The organism is Algiphilus aromaticivorans DG1253, from assembly GCF_000733765.1.
In the GTDB taxonomy this organism is placed as follows: Bacteria; Pseudomonadota; Gammaproteobacteria; order Nevskiales; family Nevskiaceae; genus Algiphilus; species Algiphilus aromaticivorans.
Map to the genome: position 1 here is coordinate 2610313 of NZ_JPOG01000001.1, position 18603 is coordinate 2628915.

Genomic DNA, 18603 nt, shown 5'->3' on the forward strand with positions numbered 1-18603 from the left:
GCTATCGGCGCGGCGCGAAGAGATAGTGCGCCACGCCCCATTCCTGGCCCTTGTCGTAGCCGAAAAGCTCGGCGACGGCCATGTAGAACATGCGCCAGCGCTGGAACCAGACCTCCGGCTCGGCCCGGTAGTCGGAATCGCGAAAGGTGGCGAGGAGAGCGTCGCGGTTGGCATCCATGCCCGCCAGCCAGTGATTGGCGGTGCGCTCGTAGTGGCGGCCGTCGACCCACCACTGGCGCAGGATCTTCATATCGTCCTGGAAATGCAGCAGCAGGTTCTCCGAGGGCATGGTGCCGCCACTGAAGAAGTAGCGCGTCATCCAGTCATCCTTCGACTTGTCCTCGAAGTGATAGGCGAGCAGCTTGTGCGCGAAGATGTGCACGAAGAGCCGACTGTCAGCGTCACGCAGCCAGCCCGCCAGCCTGGCCAGCAGCGCGCCGTAATTCTTCATGTGCTCGAACATCTCGATGGAGAGAATGCGGTCGAAGCCCGCTTCCAGCCCATCGGCCGGGAAATCGAAGTTGGTGATGTCGCCGGTGACGATCTGCAGATTGTCCAGCCCGCGCTGAGCGGCCTGCGCCATGATCCACTCGCGCTGGCCGTGCGAGTTCGACAGCCCCACGACCTGGGCCGACGGATAGTTCTCGGCCAGCCACAGTCCGAGCGAGCCCCAGCCACAGCCCAGATCGAGAATCCGCTGGCCGTCGGCCACACCGGCGCGCTCGGCATAGAGACGCAACATCGCCTCCTCGGCCTCGGCCAGCGACTCGCCGCCGGTTGGATAGAGACAGCAGGAATACTTCAACCGCGGCCCGAGGTGCTGGTGAAAGAAGCCCGCCGGCACTTCGTAATGCTGGGCGTTGGCGTCGGCGGTATGGATGGCGATCGGCGAGGCACGCAGGCCCTCGATGAAGGCCTGCAGACGCTCCGCGCGCGTCTCACCGTCAGTATTGGCCTCATCGACCAGGCGTCGGCCGATGAGCCGGCGCATGCCGGCACGGGACAGGGAGTCGGGGATCCAACCGCGTTCGCAGGCTTCTATCAGGTCCATTGTCTTTTCTTCTCAGGGGCGGCGCGGAGGCCACGGAACAGGGCACTGGTTGTACGTACGGGCTCGGCATGGCCGGCCTTGCGCTGCATCGTAGTCGGCAACATAAGCGCCATCAGCGCCGTTGCCTGCAGGCTCGCCAAAGTCAGCAGGCCCCGGAGCGGGACCGTCTCAAGGAAGGCTACCGAAACATAGGCTGCGGGAACGACGGTCAGCGAAAGGAGATTCTGGAACGGGAAAAAGAAGAACATGTTGCGATTGACCGCCGTGCCCTATTTGGCGCAGGAGTGCGCGCAGTGCCAGTCCTGGGATTTACCGGCATCGGGCGTAAACAGATGCAGCCCTGGCCGCAAAGGCAACGACCGCGCAAAGCACGGGGAAACCTGCTGCTTCCATCGCACTCACGCCTGCTAAGCACATCGTCGAGACCAGAGATTGCACGATGTCGACTCCGGCCGCGACGATGGTCAGAAAAGGGATTGCTTTTGTCCGGCTTCGGTAGCAGCCGCTACTTCCCCACCATCCGCGAGCACGGCAAAGCCTTGCTCACCCACAATGCCACCACCACCGATACCGAAGGCGATGAGGTGGCCGATGCCGAGTGCATCTCCCAGCTTCACTTCCAGCAGCGCCAGCGGGGCACACCCCATCGCTTGGCAGCCACGACCGGCGCCGCCCCTGGGCACCCGCCTTCACGCAGCGTATGCTCGGGTCAAGCCCTTGGCGCATGGGCTCAAGGCCTCCGCGACGGCATGCGCCGCGTGGACCGGACCAGGACAGAAGAAAGATAAGCGCAGCAGGAGACACGCGCATGAGCGGCAGCAGGGCCGGCATCGGTTTCGCCGCGGCAGCAATGCTGGCGGCGCTCCCTCACCTCGTCTTTGCCGGGGATGCGCCGCTCCGTGTCGGCGTCTATCACAACCCACCCAAGATCCAGCTCGCGGAGGGCGAGCCGCCGACCGGCTTCTGGCCGGAGCTGACGCGCGTCATTGCCGCTGCGGAGGGCCGCTCCGTCGAATGGGTGTCGGGCGACTGGAACACATTGCTGTCCGAGCTTGCTTCGAGTGACATAGATGTCCTTGTCGACGTGGCAGTCACCGAGCAAAGGCGCGAGCGGATCGTCTTCGGCGAGGAGACCGTCCATGTCAGCTGGTCGCGCGTCTACGCCGCGCCGGGCGTCGATATCGAGGTGATCCCCGATCTGCGCGGCCGGCGCGTGGGCGTGCTCGAGGGCAGCGTCAACGTCGACGGAGCCGAGGGCATCCGCACGCTGCTCGATCGCTTCGACATCCCGGCCAACTTCGTCGCTGTGCCCAGCTACGAGGCCGTCTTTGCCGCGCTGGCCAGGGGGGACGTCGACGCCGGTGTCGTCAATCGCGACTTCGGCAACCACATGCGGGCGCAGTTCGACGTCGTGGCTACTCCCATCCTGCTGCAGCCCGCCGAACTGCGCTATGCCTTCAGCCCGCAGGCCGCGCGAAGCGCTGAGCCAAGCGCCGGCTTCGACCGGCGGCTCGCCGCCCTCAAGGCAGATCCGGATTCCGAGTATCACGCGCTGCTGCAGCGATGGCTGGGTATGGACGCCCGCGACGCTGAACGCCCTCTGCCCGACTGGGCCCGGTGGGCGCTACTCGGCCTGCTGCTCACCGCGCTGCTGCTCGCCGCCGGGCTCTAGCTCGTCGAGCTGCGGGTGGGCGCACGCACCCGCAAGCTCGCCAAGCAAGAGCACGCGCTGCGGCGACACGACCAGATGCTCGCCACCTCGCAGCGCCTCGCACATATCGGCAGCTGGGAGGTGGACCCAGCAACGCTGCGCATGATCTGGACGGAGGAAACCTTCCGGATAACCGGCCTGGCACCAGAGGACGGCGCGCCCGACGTGGAGCGATTCTTCGAGATGGTCGAGCCCGACGACCTGCCGATGATGCGCGAGGCCCTGGACAGTCTTCTTGCCGGAGGCCCCAGCCGCGACTTCGTTTTCCGCTTGCGGCGACCGGACGGCACGCTCCGCTATGTCCAGGAGCGCGCCGAATCCGAGCAAGACCATCACGGCCATGTGCGCCTTCTGTACGGCGCCGTTCAGGATATTACCGAGTGGCGACAACTCGATGAGCATGTGAGCGCCTTCCAGGAGTTGCTGGAGGGCAGCGAAGACCTCTGCGGCGTCTGCGACAACGAATTCCGCTGCATCTGGGTGAATACCGCCTACTGCCATTGGGTGGGCCGCAAACGCGAGGACATCCAGGGAAGGCTGCTCGCCGAGATCATCGGCGCCGAGGATTTCGAGCAGAGAATCCGCCCCGCCCTCGAGCGCTGCCTGAACGGCAGATCACAACGCCTAGAAACCCTGCGCCGCGACAGCGAGGGCCATTACCGCCCAATCCTCGCGCGCTATTACCCGATCCTTGACGCCGAGGGCAAGGTCACGCGCATTGGCGCAGTCATCACCGACATCAGCGAATTCAGGGAAGCTGAGAGCACGGCGCAATCGCAGGCCCAACTCATCAATATGGCGGGGCGCATCGCGCGGTTGGGCGCCTGGTCGGTGGAACTGGATCCGCCCAACATCCGGCCGCTCTGGTCCGACGTCATGGCCGAGATCCACGGCATGCCGCCGGGCTATTCACCGACACGGAAAGAGGCGGAGGGCTTCTTCGCGCCCGAGTACCGCAGGCGCATCCTTGCCCTCTATGCTGCCTGCATCCGGCGCGGGACCGCCTTCGACGAGGAGTTCCAGATACTCACCGCCGAAGGCGAGCGCGTCTGGGTGCGGGCCGTGGGCGAGCCGGTGCGCGACGACGGCGGCAGCATCGTCCGCCTGCAGGGCGCGCTGCAGGACATCTCGGCGCGCAAGCAAGCCGAAGACGAGGCCGCCCAGCTCGAGAAGAATCTGCGCCAGACCATTGCCAGCATCACCGACGCCTTCTTCACGCTGGACCGGGACTGGCGATTCATCTTCGCCAACCCCGCCGCCGAGAAGATATCCGGACGCCGGAGCGAGGACGTCATCGGCCAGACGCTCTGGGATACCTTCCCGGAAGTAATCGGCACCGTCTGGGAGACTGCCTACCGGCGCGCCATGGACGAGCGCGTGACGGTCCAGATCGAGGACTACTACGAGCCCTTCGGCAAATGGCTGAGCTTCCGCGCCTACCCGACCCACGAGGGACTCGCGGTCTATCTGCTTGATGTGACCGGGCGCAACGAGTTGATCCAGAAGCTGCGCAACCGGGAGGCGGAGCTCAGCAGCTCGCGCGACCATCTGAGCGCACTGCTCGACTCGCGGCGGGCACTGATCAATTCGTTGCCGGCACATATCGCGCTCATCGACCACGAGGGCGTCATCGTCGATGTCAACGAGCAGTGGCGACGCTTCGCACAGGACAACGCCTTCCAGGGTGAAGATTTCGGCGTCGGCGCGAACTACCTGCGCATCTGCGAGACCTCCGAGGGCGACTGTGCCGACGAGGCCGACGCAGTGGCCAAAGGCCTTCGCGAGGTCCTGAGCGGCGCACGCGCCAGCTTCGCCATGGAATACCCCTGCCACTCACCGGAGCAATTCCGCTGGTTCCGGGTGACGATGAACCGGCTGGTGCCCGGCGAGCCGGGCAGCATCGAGCACGGCGCCGTGGTCATGCACATCGACATCACCGAGCGCAAGCTGGCCGAGCGCAAGCTGGAGCGCATGGCCTTCGAGGATAGCCTCACCGGCCTGCCTACCCGCAACGGCTTCGTCCGCGCTCTGGAAGCGCGCATCAGCGATGCCGGCTGGCCGGCGGAAGCACTGCTCGTAGCAGTAAATATCCGCGGCATGCGCGACATCAACGACGCCCTCGGCTTCGAGGCCGGTGACCGCGTACTCGCCAGTCTTGGCGAGCGACTGCAAGGGCAGCCCCCATCCGACCATATTGCCGGACGCACCGGCGGCGACGAGTTCGTGCTCTTCCTGCAACCCGCCGCAGGAGACGATCTTGAAGCGCTGCTGGAGCGCCTGGCTGATAGCCTTTCCCGCCCGCTGCCCCTCGACGAGATGGATATCGACGTCGGCACGCGCCTCGGTTATACCGAGCTGGGCACCGAGCCACGCCCCGTCGCTTCCCTGCTGCGGGAGGCCGAGCTGGCGCTGGCCCAGCACCGTGACGCCGCCGAGATGCGCTGGATCGCCTACAGCCACGCCCTGGACACCGCGGACACCCAGCGCATCGATCTGACTCGCGAGCTGCGCATTGCGCTCAAGGAGGCGCAATTCGAGCTGCACTTCCAGCCCAAAGTCATGCTGGATAGCGGCCGGATCCACAGCTGCGAAGCACTGCTGCGCTGGAATCATCCGCGCCATGGAATGATTCTGCCCGGCCGCTTCATCGGCATCGCTGAGAAGAGTCAGCTCATCGGTCCCATCGGCGACTGGATCCTGCGCGAGAGCTGCCGGCAGCTGCGTCAGTGGCTCGACGCCGGCGTCGAACCCGTGCGCGTGGCGGTGAACGTCTCGCTGGTGCAGTTCATGACGGCGGATCTGCCGGAGAAGATCCGTGCGCTGCTGAAGGAATTCGCGCTACCCGGCAAGCTGCTGGCGCTGGAGATCACCGAGAGCGTCTTCGCGCGAGAATCCGACAACCTCAAGACTCAGATCAAGGCCCTGCACGACATCGGCGTGCGCCTGTCGCTGGACGACTTCGGCACCGGCTACTCCTCACTGCTCTACCTGCAGAAATATCCCTTCGACGAGATCAAGATCGACCGTGGCTTCGTCATGAAGCTCCTCGACGACAGCTACAGCCACGACATCGTACGCACGGTACTGGAGCTGGCTCGTGCCTTCGGCGCCGACGTCGTCGCCGAGGGCATCGAATCCATCGAGATCAGCGATGTGCTGCAAGAACTCGACTGCCACATTGGCCAGGGCCGCTACTTCAGCTACCCACTTCCTGGCGACGAGCTCCAGCCGCTGCTGGCCGAGCGCCCCACCTTTCCGCTACCGGCCGAGCGTACGCGCATTACGATGTAGGTAAAGCCATTCGGCCGCGATGGGTCGCGAGCAAAACTCGTGAAGGCACCGCGACCGCATGAGCCCCGCGGGCGGCTGTGGCGTCCCGCCCACCGACCGCGCTAACGGCTCAACGCGTCAGCGGGTCATGCTTCCGCGGCCATCGGCTCGTCGCCATAGCCACCCTGAAACTCGTCACACAAGTGGCTGCGCAGGAAGGCGAACTGCTCCTCGGTCTCGACGCCGTCGGCGACGACCGTACGGCTAAGCTGCCTGCCGATGGCGATGATCGCGTCGGTGAGATCACCGTTCTCAGCGCTGCGTACCGCGTCGCGCACGAAGGACCTATCGATCTTGATGGCATCGAAGGGGAATTGCTGCAGCGTGCTGAGCGAGGAATAACCGGTGCCGAAATCCTCTATCGCCACCCGGATGCCCATCTGCTTCATCTCACCGAGAATGCGAATGGTGCGATCGAGCTCGCGCATGACCATGCTCTCGCTGACCTCCACCTCGAGCAGACTGGGATCCATGCCGGTGTCCTTCAGCGCGCGCTTGATATCCTCAAGCAGACCCTCATCGATGAACTGACGCGTGGACAGATTCACCGCCATGCTCAGCGGCGAAAGGCCTTCTTCCTGCCAAGCGACGTTCTGCCGGCAAGCCGTGCGCAGCACCCAGCGACCGATGGGGATGATGAGCCCGGTTTCCTCGGCCAGAGTGATGAATTCCCGCGGCGGAATCAGGCCGAGCTCCGGATGCTGCCAGTACAGCAGCGCCTCCATGCCGGTCAGGCTGTTGTCGGCCATGCTGCGCTTGGCCTGATAGAACAGCCGCAGCTCGCCGCGCTCCAGGGCATTGCGCAGGCTGGATTCCAGTGCCAGCCGCTCCAGCGAATCCGTGCTCAGCTCTTCTGAATAGATCTGATAGTTGTTCTTGCCCCGGCTCTTGGCGTGATACATCGCCACGTCAGCGTTCTTCATGAGTGTCTGCTCGTCCTCGCCATCACCGGGGAAGACGGCCACGCCGATGCTCACCGTGACCCGGAACTCCTGGCCGACCAGCGTCATCGGCCGAGCCACCGCCTCGAGCACCTTCTCCGCCACCGGCACCACCTGCCCGCGCGTGGCGATTTCCGGCAGCAGCACCACGAACTCGTCGCCGCCCAAACGCGCCACGACATCGCTTTCGCGCACCGAGCCGGCGAGGCGTCTCGCCATTTCCTGCAGCAGTTCGTCGCCCGCCTCGTGTCCGAGCGAGTCGTTGATGTTCTTGAAACGGTCCAGGTCGAGGAACAACAGCGCCAGGCTTCGCCCATGACGCCGTGCCTGCTGCATCTCCCGACCCAGAAGATGGCTGAAGAAGGCCCGGTTCGGCAGATCGGTGAGATTGTCGTGAAAGGCCAGATACTCGACGCGCTCGGCGTGGGCGATGCGCTCCGCCAGAACCCGGGCACGCGCCTGATGCAGGCGCCAGCTCATGAAGCCGAGCAGGGCCACGACGATGAGCACAACCGCGCTCGCCGCAGCAGCACGCCACATGTAGATCATCTCCAGCCGCTCGGCCGGGGCCAGCTGCTCCTCCTCCGACAAGCCCACCACGATGGCCAGCGGGAACTCGAAGAGCTTGCGTGCAATGGTGTAGCGACGGACCTCGTCCCAGGCATTGACCCGGACTTCGGCCGGCTGCTCGCTCATGCCCTCCTCGACGATCAAGGCTCCTGAATCGATCGCCGAGCCGGCGGACAGAGCATCACCCGTGCGCCGCACGCGGAAAACGCCATCCGTTCCGAGCAGGCCGAGCACGCCCTCATCGCCAAGTGCCGCCGGCTCGTAGCCGCTGACGAAATAACCGGCATGCACCGAAATCACGACGGCGCCGGAATCGACGCCGTCGCCGTTGGCAATCGCCCGTGCGAAGCGCAGCCGCCACTCTCCATCCTCTGCCTCCCGGCGCGGCTGGCCGATCACCCAGGGCATCGGCGCTTCGCGCGCGCTGCAGCAGCTCGGCAAAGGCAGCATCCACTGGCTCAGCTCCCCCTTCGGTGCTGGCAACAACCCGCCCCTCGCCGTCCAGCACGTTGACCGTGAACAGCAAGGAGGGGAGCAGCAGATCCTGCTCGGCCAGATTCTCCAGGACATCGGAGGCGGCGGCATCGCCGGGACGATCGATCAACTCGTAGCGTACGAGCTTCAAGGCATGATCGATCTCGCGCAGGGCACGGACGACCTGCGCCTCGTAGGTATCCGCCACATCCGTGGCGAGTGAGGCCGCCGTGCGGTGCGCGGCAGCGTGCTCCTTCGCGGCGAGGTTCAAGGTTGCGCCCCAGATAACCGCCAGCACGAGCAAGCCGATCGCCGTGAACAGCACCGGCGGCTCGACCAGAAGCTGCCATCGGCTGCGCCTGGCAGGCGTTTCGGGTTCCGGACTACTCAAGCTGCACCACCCGCAAGCCATCGCCCACGCGCTCGGCATCCATATAGCCGATGGCATTCGGCGTTGCGGCGATGCGATCCGCCAAGGTCTCGACATCGCGCAGCGAGGGCGGCGGCCGCCCGCGACCGGTGAAGATCAGGCGCGACCAATGCGCCTTGATCTGCGCCGGTGTGCGCCCGAGATAGTTCTCGTAGAAGCGCTCGTAGGCGGCGCTGCTTTCGGCCTGGTCGAGGGGGAGCAGCGGCTCGCCGCTCGGCAGGCGGACCACCCGTCCAAGATAGGCGTCCGCGAGCTCCGCACGACTCAGCGAGTCAACCGGGCTATCGCTGGAGACCACCACCACGACATCCGCGGCGCTCGCCGTCGTCGCGGCGCTCAGCAGAAGCCCGAAACCTGCGACTGCGAGAGATTTCAATAGGCTCGCCATCTCAGAACACGAAATCGAGCGCAAGACTGACCAAGGTGGCCGAACCGCCACGACGGAAACCGGGTTGCGGGTTGACCAGCACGCCGCTCGAATCGGAATCCAGGTCCAGATAATCGAGTTGCAGTTTCAGGGCCATGCTGGGCGCGAAATCCCATCGCGCGCCGAGGGCAATGCTCTTCTGCCGCGCCGCGCTGCCGAGCAAGTCGTTGAGCGCGGCATTGAAACCCTGGGCTTCCGGATTGCTCAGCCCCGGATCGCTGGTGTTGCTCGCGACCCAAACCCTGGCCAGCGTGAGGTAGGGTGTAACGGCACCCAGCCGATAACCGCCGGTGACATACCAGCCACGGAAATCCGCAATGAAGGTACGGCTCTCGCGGAGCGCGAACTCCCCCATCGCGAACCAGTCGCCGGGGTCGTAGCGTGCCCCCGCGCTCAGGATATTTAGGGGTGTGTCGTCGGCGTCGTAGCGGTTGGCAATCGCCTCGCCCTCCGGCCCGAAGGAACGAAAGGCATCGAACAAGGGTGCGAAGCCATCGGCGGTGATATGCGTCCGGCTGTAACTGGCGAAAAGCGTCCCCGCGCCGCGCTCGATGGTATTCGCGATGGTGAAGCCGTTGCGCGTCTCTATCTCGCCGCCCCCGGGGGTCGAGGTATCCTTACCGCCGTAGACCAGCTGAAGATGGTTGTCGTAGCTGCCGAGGCGCCGCCGGTAGCTTGCCGCAATGCCGTCGAAATTGGTGGCCGGGACCGTCTGATAGACCTCAGGCGGCGGTCGCACCCATGGGTTGGCGAAACTCACCTTCCGGTATTCGGAGGCGAGGAATATCGGCAACACCATGCGCCCGGCGCGCAGCGTCAGCCGCGGCGTAGCGTCGAAGCGGATATTCGCCCACTCCAGGGTGGGCTTGTAGGTATCGTCGTAGCGCTGCTCCACCACGACCTGCACGATGCCGGACAGCCGCGGGGTGAATTCGGAACCGAGTTGCAGGCCAAGCCGGCTATCCACCTCGGGGCTCAGGTCGCGGGTATGGCCGGCTCCATCGGGGGCGAAGACATTGGAAACGAAGTCAGCCCGGTCCTCGTTGGAGTGCACCACGCCGACCGTGCCGAAGCCATCGAAGCTCAGGGTCGGCTCAGCCGCGGCTTCCGGCATCCACGCTACGGCCGCGCAACATAGTCCGACGGCCACCTGAAGTGTTGTCGTCATCGTTGCTGCCGCCATGCTGGAGCGCCTCCGTCTCCTCGCGCCGTGACGGTCGAGCGGCAGACTGCCACGAAAGCACGCGGTGGCACAGCTACCATTGCGTCTTCGAGCTTGCACTCGGATCGCTCAGGCGAACGTGCGCCACTCGGCTTCTCCAGCACAGCGCCTCCTCCCTATCCGTCGAGACGACCTTCCCGCAGCACGCCCGCAGGTCCGCCCTCAGCTTGCGCCATGCACCACCATGAAACAACCAAGGCCGACCTACGGTCCCTTCGGGCGGGCAATGGGGCGAATGGGACCGTCCAACTGGACCCTGAGCCCCCAATCCGGCCCGACTGGCTCAGTGGAAGCGCGGCTAGGATGACACCACCCCCGCCCCGGTTGCGTTCGCATTGACCGATTCCCTAGCCCACGCGCACGGTCGCCCACCCCTGCAGGCGCGACTGCGCAGCAGCCCCGAGGACTTCGTGGTGGAGGAGTTGCCCAATGTTGCCCCGGACGGCGACGGCGATCATCTGTGGCTGGAGGTACGCAAGCGCAACACCAATACCGACTGGCTCGCCAAGGAGCTGGCGCGCTTCGCCGGCGTCAATCCGGTGGATGTCGGCTATGCCGGAATCAAGGACCGGGATGCGGTCACGACACAGGCTTTCACGATCCACCTACCGGGCCGCGAGGCACCGGACTGGGCAGCCTTCCCGCACGCGGAGGTATCAATCACCCCGCGCGGCCGTCACCGGCGCAAGCTCAAGCGCGGCGCACTGGCAGGCAACCGCTTCCGGCTGACCCTGCGCGAGGTGCAGGGCGACTCCGCGGCGGCCGAGCACTGCCTGACCGCGATCCGCGACCGCGGCGTGCCAAACTACTACGGCGAGCAGCGCTTCGGCCTCGGCGGTGCCAATGTGGCACGGGCAGAGGCGATGTTCGCCGGCCGGCGCGTCGACCGCAACACCCGCTCGATGCTGCTGTCGGCCGCTCGCTCGCACTGCTTCAACGCCGTGCTGAACGCCCGCGTGCACGAGGGCAACTGGGATCAGGGTCTGGATGGCGAGATCTGGTGTCTGGCCGGCTCGCGCTCCTGGTTCGGGCCGGAGGCAGCCTCGCCGGAGCTGCAGGCACGGCTGGCCGCCGGCGACATCTCGCCCTCCGGCCCGCTCTGGGGCTGCGGCGCGCTGCCCACGGCCGACACCGCGCGGGCGCTGGAGGAGCGCGTGCTGGCCCCCTTCGCCACGCTGAAGGCGGGCCTGGAGTCCGCCGGCATGGAACAGTATCGGCGCGCGCTGCGACTGCTACCCGGCGAATTGCGCTGGAGCTGGCCGGAGACCGACGTGCTGACCCTGGACTTCCGCCTGCCGCCGGGCGCCTACGCCACGGTGGTGGTGCGCGAGCTGACGCACTAAACGGAGACTTCCGAAACCCAGCTGGGACATCGACACTACTCGTTGCGCATCACCAGCCAAGCAATGCGCGCCAGCATCGGTCGCGGCGTGAAACGCGTCGTAAAAGCCATGAAGGCATTGATCCAGCCCGGGATGATCTCGGGACGACGGCGCAGCATGCGACGCAGGCCGCGGCGCGCGACACTCGGCGCATCCATCATCGTCAGGCGGTGATACCAGGTCTTGCGCTGGCCGGATACCTGCAGGAACTCGGTGGCCGTCACACCGGGGCAGACGGTGGTGCAGGACACACCAGTACCGCGCAGCTCGAAATGCAGCGCGTGGCCGAAACTCAGCACATAGGCCTTGGCCGCGGAGTAGGCAGCGTAGGTGGGCGTCGGCTGAAAGGCGCCAGTGGAAGCGACGAGCAGGATGTAGCCCTCTCCACGCGCCACCATGTCGTCGACGAAGAGCCGCGTCAGATGCGTCAAAGCCATGACGTCGACCTCCAGCATGGCCTGCATCCGGGCCCATTCCGTGTCGCGGAAATCGCCGAAAACGCCGAAGCCGGCGTTGTTGATCAGCACCTGCACCGGGCGTCCTTCGGCGCGCAGATCGGCCGCGAGCTTCTCGCGCGCGCCGGGGTCGGCGAGATCGACCGCCATCACGTCAACGTGTACGCCGTGATCGCGACGGATGTCGCTTGCCACCGTCTCCAGCAACTCCCGCCAACGCGCCACCAGGATCAGATCGGCGCCTTCGGCGGCGAGCTGGTGCGCGAAATCGGTGCCGAGGCCACTGGAGGCACCGGTGACCAGGGCGGTCTTTCCGTTCAGTCTCTTGCTTGCCATATGCTCAACCCTCGTCCTGCCAGCCGCGAATCAGCGCGGCCAGGCTATGATGAAAGGCAGGCGCGAAGTCAGCCCGGAACAAGGCGAGCTGCGGCTCGGCCAGCAACTCGGCGACGACCGGCGCGGGCTCGGCGAGGTGACGCCAGCCCACTGCCAGCGCCTCGACGTTCAGCAGCAGCCGCGCCCCGTCACCCGCCGCAAGCTGCGGCAGCAAGCCCTCCAGTCGCGCGCCGGTAGTATCGGTGCGCTCGCGCAGCATCATCTTGAAGGGACGCGCCTCGGTTGGGCTGATGTTGTGCTCCAGCACGACATGCAGCAGCGCCACGAGCTTGAGGAACAGCGGATGCGCGGTCAGCGACTCGGTAACCGCAGCCGCCACGGCTTCCGCGCCGGCCGGTGCCGTCATCGCCGCCAGTGCCGCGTCCAGCACGTCAAAGCAGCTGGTGTACTCGCTGCTCAACAGTTCCAGGAACAGGGCTTCCTTGGTCGGGAAGTACAAATAGAGCGTGCCCTTGGCGACTCCCGCCGCGCGCGCGATGTCCAGCATGCCCACAGCATCGTAGCCATGCGCCAGAAGCAACTCCCGACCAGCCGCGACGATGGCCTCGCGGCGCTGTTGCCGCTGCTCAGGGTGATGGGCGCGCTTCAGAACGGCGGCACTGTTGACCATAGGTCATTAATAACTGACTTCAGGTCATTGGTCAACAGGAGCAGCTTCTAGTTGTGCGTGGAACTGATCAGCGGGTAGCCGACAATAGGGATTGACGGGGTCCAGATCGCCCCCCCCCCTTCCTTTTGTGAGGTTCACGCACTTCGAGGGCGGGAGTAGCGTAGTGGCGCACATAGATCTACCGAACGCTGGCGTACGTCACCATCCGGCCGACTCGCCGGCGTGGGGGCGTCTATTAGAACCAACCAGGGGCCATCGAGAGGCACCCCGACGGCTGAGAAATCGGGTGCCAACCCTGTGCGGCGAATGAACTCCAACGGAAGGCCCCATCCATCACCTTCAGAGACTCGACCGATCGAGATCAGGAGTACCATGACGCTGCACTGGAGTTCCTACATCTCCGGCCCAACGCTCCCGACCGGCGGGGTATAGCGACGTGACGGTAGTGAACGGCGTGAAAGACCCCCCGCCCGGCGGCGAACCTCATAGCTGGGAGCTCCCTCGCGACCGCCTGCAACTGCCAGAAGCCATCTGGACGCAAAACAAGGCGATCGTAGTGGTCCACGCCGGGCCCGGATACGGCAAGTCGACCCTACTGTCGCAATGGCACCGCCAAGCCTCCAGTTCCGGTCACCGCGTGATCTGGCTCACGGCAGAGGCCGATGATCGACATGGCGACCAACTTCTTGTGGACCTCGCCGCAGCACTGGGAAGGACGGACACCGCGGCCGGGACTTCTGTGCTGGACAGCTATGGCAGCGAAGGGCGATTGGCCATGGTCAAGGCACTACTGAGCGACCTCGAATCCCGCGAGCGCCGCACGGTCTTGTTTATCGACGATGTTCATGAGGTACTCGAACAGTCCGCCTCATCAACCCTGCGCCTGCTGTTGCGTTATCAACCCAACGGCATAGTCCTGGTTTTCAGCGGGCGCTCCTATCCGAGCGCAGCTTTCAGCAAGCCCCTGCTCGAAGGGCGCCTGCATCGCTTCAGCGCCGATCAGTTGGCGCTGAACCAGGATGAAATTTCGAGGATGCTGGCTCAGCATGGCATCGAACCACGCAAAGAGCTGATCGATCAGTTAATCGGACGCGCGCAGGGATGGCCGGCTGCCGTCAGATTGGTTGCTTTGTCGCTGCAGGGGGAACACACATCACAGGATCACCTGCTCGCCGGCCTCATAGAAGGCACCCAACCGCTGACCGATTACCTGAACGATGCCTTCCTGTCCCAACAATCGCCGCGCATACGGGATTTTCTGCTGCGCCTGTCGGTTCTGCGCAATTTCACCCTGCCCCTGGCCGTTGCCGCCACCGATATGCCGGATGCCGGCACCCTGCTGAAGGAACTCGACCAGCGCGCACTCCCGATCAGCCGCAGTGGCGCAGCAGACCCCCGATATGCTCTGCACCCGCTGGTTCGCGACTTCCTGTTAGAGCACCTGAAACGAAATGATCGACCGCTTCTTGAGGAAGTGCGCGACCGGGCCCGAAGCTGGCTGGCGGCACAAGGTCACGTCGACCTCGCGATAGAGGTATCGCTGGACACGGAAGACCCCGACACCGCGGCCGCGTTGATCGATGAGCACGCAAGCGTAATGGTCCAGCACTTCGGACGACATACCACCTATCTCCATTGGATCAACAAACTGCCGCAGAGCGAGTTATCCCGCTTTCCGGAAATTCGATTGCGGCAAGCTTGGTCGCTCGACTTCGTTAAACAGCACGCGGACGCAGAGAACATCCGCCGCGAACTCGAGCAACAACGCATTAGCGCCCCTGTCGACCAGTCCCCCCTATCGGCCGACAAACTCGAGGAAGCCATCGAGTTGCAACGATGTGTGGAGGCCGGCTTACAAGACCGAGCCGAAGAGGCCCACACACGGACGCAGCGCTGGCTCGCACGCTGGCCCGATGCCAGCATCTTTGATCGAGGCGCAGCCCATGCCGTACTGGCTTTCTCGGCCAAGTCCTTGAGTGATTTCAATGTCGGACTGCAGCATGCCCGCCTGTCCCAGGAACTGGCGCGGCAGTGTGACGCCCCATACATTCTGGCGTGGGGACACATGCTGGCTGTCGCCAACCTGATCAAGCGCGGCCAGTACCGGCAGGCACTGCACGAAGCCACAGAGTATGTGGCGGAACTCGACGCCCAATTGGGCGAGTGGTCCCGTGCGGTGACAATGCTCCATGCATTGCGCGCTGGACTGCTGTACGAGTTCAACCAGTTGCCCGAAGCAGGACACGCGCTTGATCGCGGCCTCTCAACGCTGGTCGAGGAAAGCTCGACGGACCCGGTGATTGTCGGCTACGTGACACTCGCCCGCATTCAGAATGTGCAGGGCGCCGCGCTAGACGCCCTGGAAACCCTCGCCGAGGGCGAAGCATTGGCACGCGGACGCGGACTGCCTCGATTGGCAATCGCACTCGGCGCCGAACGGGCGGTGCTCCTTCTGCATCACGGTGAGCACGAACAAGCAGAAGCTGTATGGCAGGAATTCCGGCACTCGCCGCCGACCGGCTGCAGCTCGCTGGAAGCTCTGCAAGGTGCACTGGAAGACAAATCCGTCCGAATACACGCGCGAACCGCGCTGCTCCAGGGCAAACACGCAGAGGCCTGTGAACTCCTTGCACCGATTCTGCGCCACGCCAAGCAGAGCGGGCAAAAGAAGAAGGAGGTCGAGATCCTGATACTTCAGGCGCTGGCGTTGTATCAATCGGGCGACGAGCGCAAGGCACTCTCCCTTTTTTCTGACGCGCTCAAGCTGGCGATGCCTGAGGGGTACCTGCGCACCTTTGCCGACGAGGGGGCAGCACTGCGCCCCCTGCTGTCCAAGTATCTGCAATCAGCCTGCCAGGCAACGCCAAACTCCCCGACAACCAAGTATCTCGAACAAATCGCCGGCATCATCGGCCTAAGCGAAGCCGAAGAAGCGGCGCAGACAACAAGCAGCCAGGAGAAGCAACCGCTCGTCGAGCCCCTGACGTCCCGCGAGCTGCATATTCTTTCCCGCTTGCAGGCAGGTCTAGGCAACCGCCAGCTGGCCGACTCACTGTTCATCACCGAAGGGACCCTGAAGTGGCACCTTCACAACATCTACGGAAAACTCGCGGTCTCCAGCCGGCTTGCCGCTGTGGCGCGTGCGCGTGAACTCGGGCTGCTGGACAGCTGAGCACTGCAATTCCCCTGGACTCAGCCCCCCTGGCTAGAGACTTCAGAAAGCGGACAGCCCGAGCAGCGCGAGGCCGGTAACCCCCAGTGCAGCGTGACCGGCGATAAGCTTGATTGGCGCGCGGTCCCTGAACAGGAATCGGAACAAGAAGCCTCCACCAAGGAAACCGGCGGCGAGAACGCCGAAGGCCCACCATGCCAAAGCGCCGTTGTCCGCTGTCAGGTTCGCTGCCAGAAAGATCGCTAACGCCACCAGTGCCAGAAGGCCATGCCCATTGCTCAACGCCCGCGGGACCCGGTACTTGAGCAAGATAAGGCACGCCATGAGCACACCACCCAGGGCAAGAGCGAGAAAGATGAAGAAAGTCAGCTGTAACAAGGTCACGACATTATCTCCCTTGTGATCGGCGCAACGCGTCTCACGCTCACATGGATTGCACTTCACTCAAGCCATAACACGGCGGTGCAAATCAACAACCCGCTGGTCCATCAAGGCCCGTCATAGCGGATCACATGCCGCGTGACCGGCGCCGCCTTCTGTGCGCCCCTGGCTCTAAACGGCTGTCTTCGCTTGATGGACCGGGCTCGGGTCAATGCTGGCCCAAAGGCGTCTGCACGACGATGCCCGACAACCCGGGTCCAAGCTTGATCTGGCAACCGAGACGCGAGCGCTCGTCGCGCTCGTCGGTAAGATCGAGCATTGAATTCTCCATATCACTCATGGGCGGCAACTTGTCGCGCCAAGCCGGATCAATGTGGACGTGGCAGGTGGCGCAGGCGCACTCGCCGCCGCAATCACCGTCAATGCCGGGCACCATATTGCCCACGGCCGCTTCCATAATGCTGCTGCCGTCGACCGCCTCGACCTCTCTAACCGTGCCGTTGAATTCCACGAACGTAATCTTGCTCATTACTCTCTCCTTGGAGCGGTAGACGCCATCTGGCCCCGTAAAGCGAATGCGCGCCCCGCGCGGGCCGCACGCGGACACTCGCGGACAGGCGCTAGATCAGGCGTTGATGCGCACCGGTAGGGATTCGTAGCCCTTCACGAAACTCGATTCGACCCGCTTGGGCTCGCCGACCACCTCGATCTGCATGGGATCGGGCCAGCGCTGCAACAACCCCTCCCACAGGATCCGGATCTGCAGTTCCGCGAGGCGGTTGCCCACGCAGCGGTGAATCCCGAAGCCGAAGGACAAATGATGACGCGGGCGGGCGCGGTCGATGATGAACGCCTCCGGATCGTCGATGCTCTCCTCGTCGCGGTTGCCGGATACGTACCACATCACCACCTTGTCCCCCTTCCGTATTCGCTTGCCGCGCAACTCGGTGTCTTGAGTCGCCGTGCGCCGCATGTATGCCAGTGGCGTCTGCCAGCGAACGATTTCCGGCACCGCCGACGAGACCAATTCCGGATTGGCGCAGAGTTTGCGGTATTCGTTGGGGAAGCGGTTGAAAGCCAGCAGGCCGCCGCTCATCGAATTGCGAGTGGTGTCGTTACCGCCGACGATGAGCAGGAAGATGTTGCCGAGGAATTCTTCCGGCGTCATGTCACGCGTCTTGTCAGAGTGCGCCAACATTGAGATGACGTCGGCCCCCGGCTCGGCATTCACGCGTGCGTTCCACAGCCGCGTCATGTACTCGGCGCAGGCTTGCATTTCGACGTACCGCTCCTCCTCGCTATCAATCAGACCGGCCCCGGGCAGGGTGGTCGCGATATCGGACCAGTGGGTTAACAGATGCCGGTCCTCGAAGGGAAAGTCGAAGATCGTGGCCAACATCTTGGTGGTCAGGTTGATCGACACCCTTTCCACCCAGTCGAAGGTCTCGTTGACGGGGAGTTCGTCAAGGGCGTCGGCGGTACGCTGCCGGATCAACCCCTCCAGCCTTGCCAGATTGTCCGGCGCCACGATCGGGCTCACGACCTTGCGCTGCTCGTCATGCTTCGGCGGGTCCATAGCGATGAACATGGGCAGTTTTGCAACGGTGTTGTCGTCCATGATCGTGATACCGCCATAGCGCCAATCCGAGGAATAGATCTCCGGATGGGTTTCGACCTGCATGATGTCCTTGAACTTGGTCACGGACCAGTACGGGCCAAACCGGCTGTCGGCGCAGTAATGGACAGGGTCCTCCGCCCGCAGCCGCTGAAAAAGGCCCCACATCGCGTCGTCCCGGAACAGCTCCGGATTGCTGACGTCGATCCAGTCGAGCGGTATGGCGCCGGCGTCGCCGGCCTCTTCCAGCGTTTGCTGGGCTCCGATTTCGGTCATCGTCTCCTCCGTATCGCCCTGCCCCGGGTGAGGCTTGTGGCTATCGTTTAAGAGGAATCTTTGATGAGGAAGCGCGGGTCGTCGCCTTTCTTTTGTCAGGTATGCGGGAGAAGGCATCGGTGCATCTGGAAGCCCGGGACCAGGCAACTTGGTCGCTGAG

The 18603-nt window shown here is 64.4% G+C and carries 16 protein-coding genes; 4 read left to right on the top strand and 12 right to left on the bottom strand.

The genetic code is table 11. From position 1 onward, the window contains the following. Position 1 precedes the first annotated feature (1 nt). From U743_RS12165 to U743_RS12170, 3 genes are all read right to left on the bottom strand, one after another. The gene (locus U743_RS12165; protein ID WP_156966425.1) at positions 2–1051 is read right to left on the bottom strand and encodes an SAM-dependent methyltransferase; all 1050 of its coding nucleotides are present in this window, start codon (positions 1049–1051) and stop codon (positions 2–4) included. Next, positions 1042–1299 (bottom strand): hypothetical protein, encoded by a 258-nt coding sequence (locus U743_RS18820; RefSeq protein ID WP_084191515.1) that lies wholly within the window; start codon positions 1297–1299, stop codon positions 1042–1044. The genes U743_RS12165 and U743_RS18820 overlap by 10 nt, the downstream gene beginning before the upstream one ends. A 216-nt stretch (positions 1300–1515) precedes the next feature. Then, positions 1516–1668, bottom strand: coding sequence for a hypothetical protein (locus tag U743_RS12170; RefSeq protein ID WP_156966426.1), 153 nt, complete (start codon positions 1666–1668; stop codon positions 1516–1518). 191 nt (positions 1669–1859) lie between these two features. Here U743_RS12170 and U743_RS12180 point away from each other — a divergent pair, with 191 nt between their 5' ends. Next, complete coding sequence (locus tag U743_RS12180) at positions 1860–2723, top strand: transporter substrate-binding domain-containing protein (RefSeq protein WP_052368067.1); 864 nt, start codon at positions 1860–1862, stop codon at positions 2721–2723. 15 nt (positions 2724–2738) lie between these two features. Next, on the top strand, positions 2739–6053 hold the full coding sequence (locus U743_RS18180; protein WP_052368069.1) for an EAL domain-containing protein: 3315 nt from the start codon (positions 2739–2741) through the stop codon (positions 6051–6053). 125 nt (positions 6054–6178) lie between these two features. On the opposite strand, the gene U743_RS12190 is transcribed toward U743_RS18180, so the two are convergent. From U743_RS12190 to U743_RS12200, 4 genes are all read right to left on the bottom strand, one after another. Further along, positions 6179–7729: a putative bifunctional diguanylate cyclase/phosphodiesterase gene (locus tag U743_RS12190; RefSeq protein WP_156966532.1), complete on the bottom strand. Its 1551-nt coding sequence runs from the start codon at positions 7727–7729 to the stop codon at positions 6179–6181. 112 nt (positions 7730–7841) lie between these two features. Further along, entirely contained in the window at positions 7842–8468 is a 627-nt protein-coding gene (locus U743_RS19510) for a PDC sensor domain-containing protein (RefSeq protein ID WP_156966427.1), read from the bottom strand. Continuing rightward, positions 8461–8883, bottom strand: coding sequence for a type 2 periplasmic-binding domain-containing protein (locus U743_RS12195; protein WP_052368071.1), 423 nt, complete (start codon positions 8881–8883; stop codon positions 8461–8463). The genes U743_RS19510 and U743_RS12195 overlap by 8 nt, the downstream gene beginning before the upstream one ends. Positions 8884–8896: 13 nt before the next feature. Next, on the bottom strand, positions 8897–10117 hold the full coding sequence (locus tag U743_RS12200; protein ID WP_156966428.1) for a porin family protein: 1221 nt from the start codon (positions 10115–10117) through the stop codon (positions 8897–8899). Between the two features lie 374 nt (positions 10118–10491). Between U743_RS12200 and truD the strand changes: the two genes are divergently transcribed. Then, positions 10492–11499 (top strand): tRNA pseudouridine(13) synthase TruD, encoded by a 1008-nt coding sequence (truD, locus tag U743_RS12205; protein WP_043768638.1) that lies wholly within the window; start codon positions 10492–10494, stop codon positions 11497–11499. 35 nt (positions 11500–11534) lie between these two features. Here truD and U743_RS12210 read toward each other — a convergent pair whose 3' ends face one another. Both U743_RS12210 and U743_RS12215 read right to left on the bottom strand, forming a co-directional pair. Next, positions 11535–12329 (bottom strand): SDR family NAD(P)-dependent oxidoreductase, encoded by a 795-nt coding sequence (locus tag U743_RS12210; RefSeq protein ID WP_043768639.1) that lies wholly within the window; start codon positions 12327–12329, stop codon positions 11535–11537. Between the two features lie 4 nt (positions 12330–12333). Beyond that, positions 12334–12999, bottom strand: a complete 666-nt coding sequence (locus tag U743_RS12215) for a TetR/AcrR family transcriptional regulator (protein ID WP_043768641.1) — start codon at positions 12997–12999, stop codon at positions 12334–12336. Between the two features lie 445 nt (positions 13000–13444). On the opposite strand from U743_RS12215, the gene U743_RS12220 reads away from it, so the two are divergent. Next, complete coding sequence (locus tag U743_RS12220) at positions 13445–16171, top strand: LuxR C-terminal-related transcriptional regulator (RefSeq protein WP_198022024.1); 2727 nt, start codon at positions 13445–13447, stop codon at positions 16169–16171. A gap of 42 nt (positions 16172–16213) precedes the next feature. On the opposite strand, the gene U743_RS12225 is transcribed toward U743_RS12220, so the two are convergent. The 3 genes from U743_RS12225 to U743_RS12235 all read right to left on the bottom strand — a co-directional run bounded on the left by U743_RS12225 (position 16214) and on the right by U743_RS12235 (position 18443). Beyond that, entirely contained in the window at positions 16214–16555 is a 342-nt protein-coding gene (locus tag U743_RS12225) for a hypothetical protein (protein WP_043768644.1), read from the bottom strand. A gap of 205 nt (positions 16556–16760) precedes the next feature. Then, positions 16761–17081, bottom strand: a complete 321-nt coding sequence (locus U743_RS12230; protein ID WP_043768645.1) for a 2Fe-2S iron-sulfur cluster-binding protein — start codon at positions 17079–17081, stop codon at positions 16761–16763. Between the two features lie 96 nt (positions 17082–17177). Beyond that, positions 17178–18443, bottom strand: coding sequence for a cytochrome P450 (locus U743_RS12235; protein ID WP_052368074.1), 1266 nt, complete (start codon positions 18441–18443; stop codon positions 17178–17180). Positions 18444–18603: the final 160 nt, after the last annotated feature.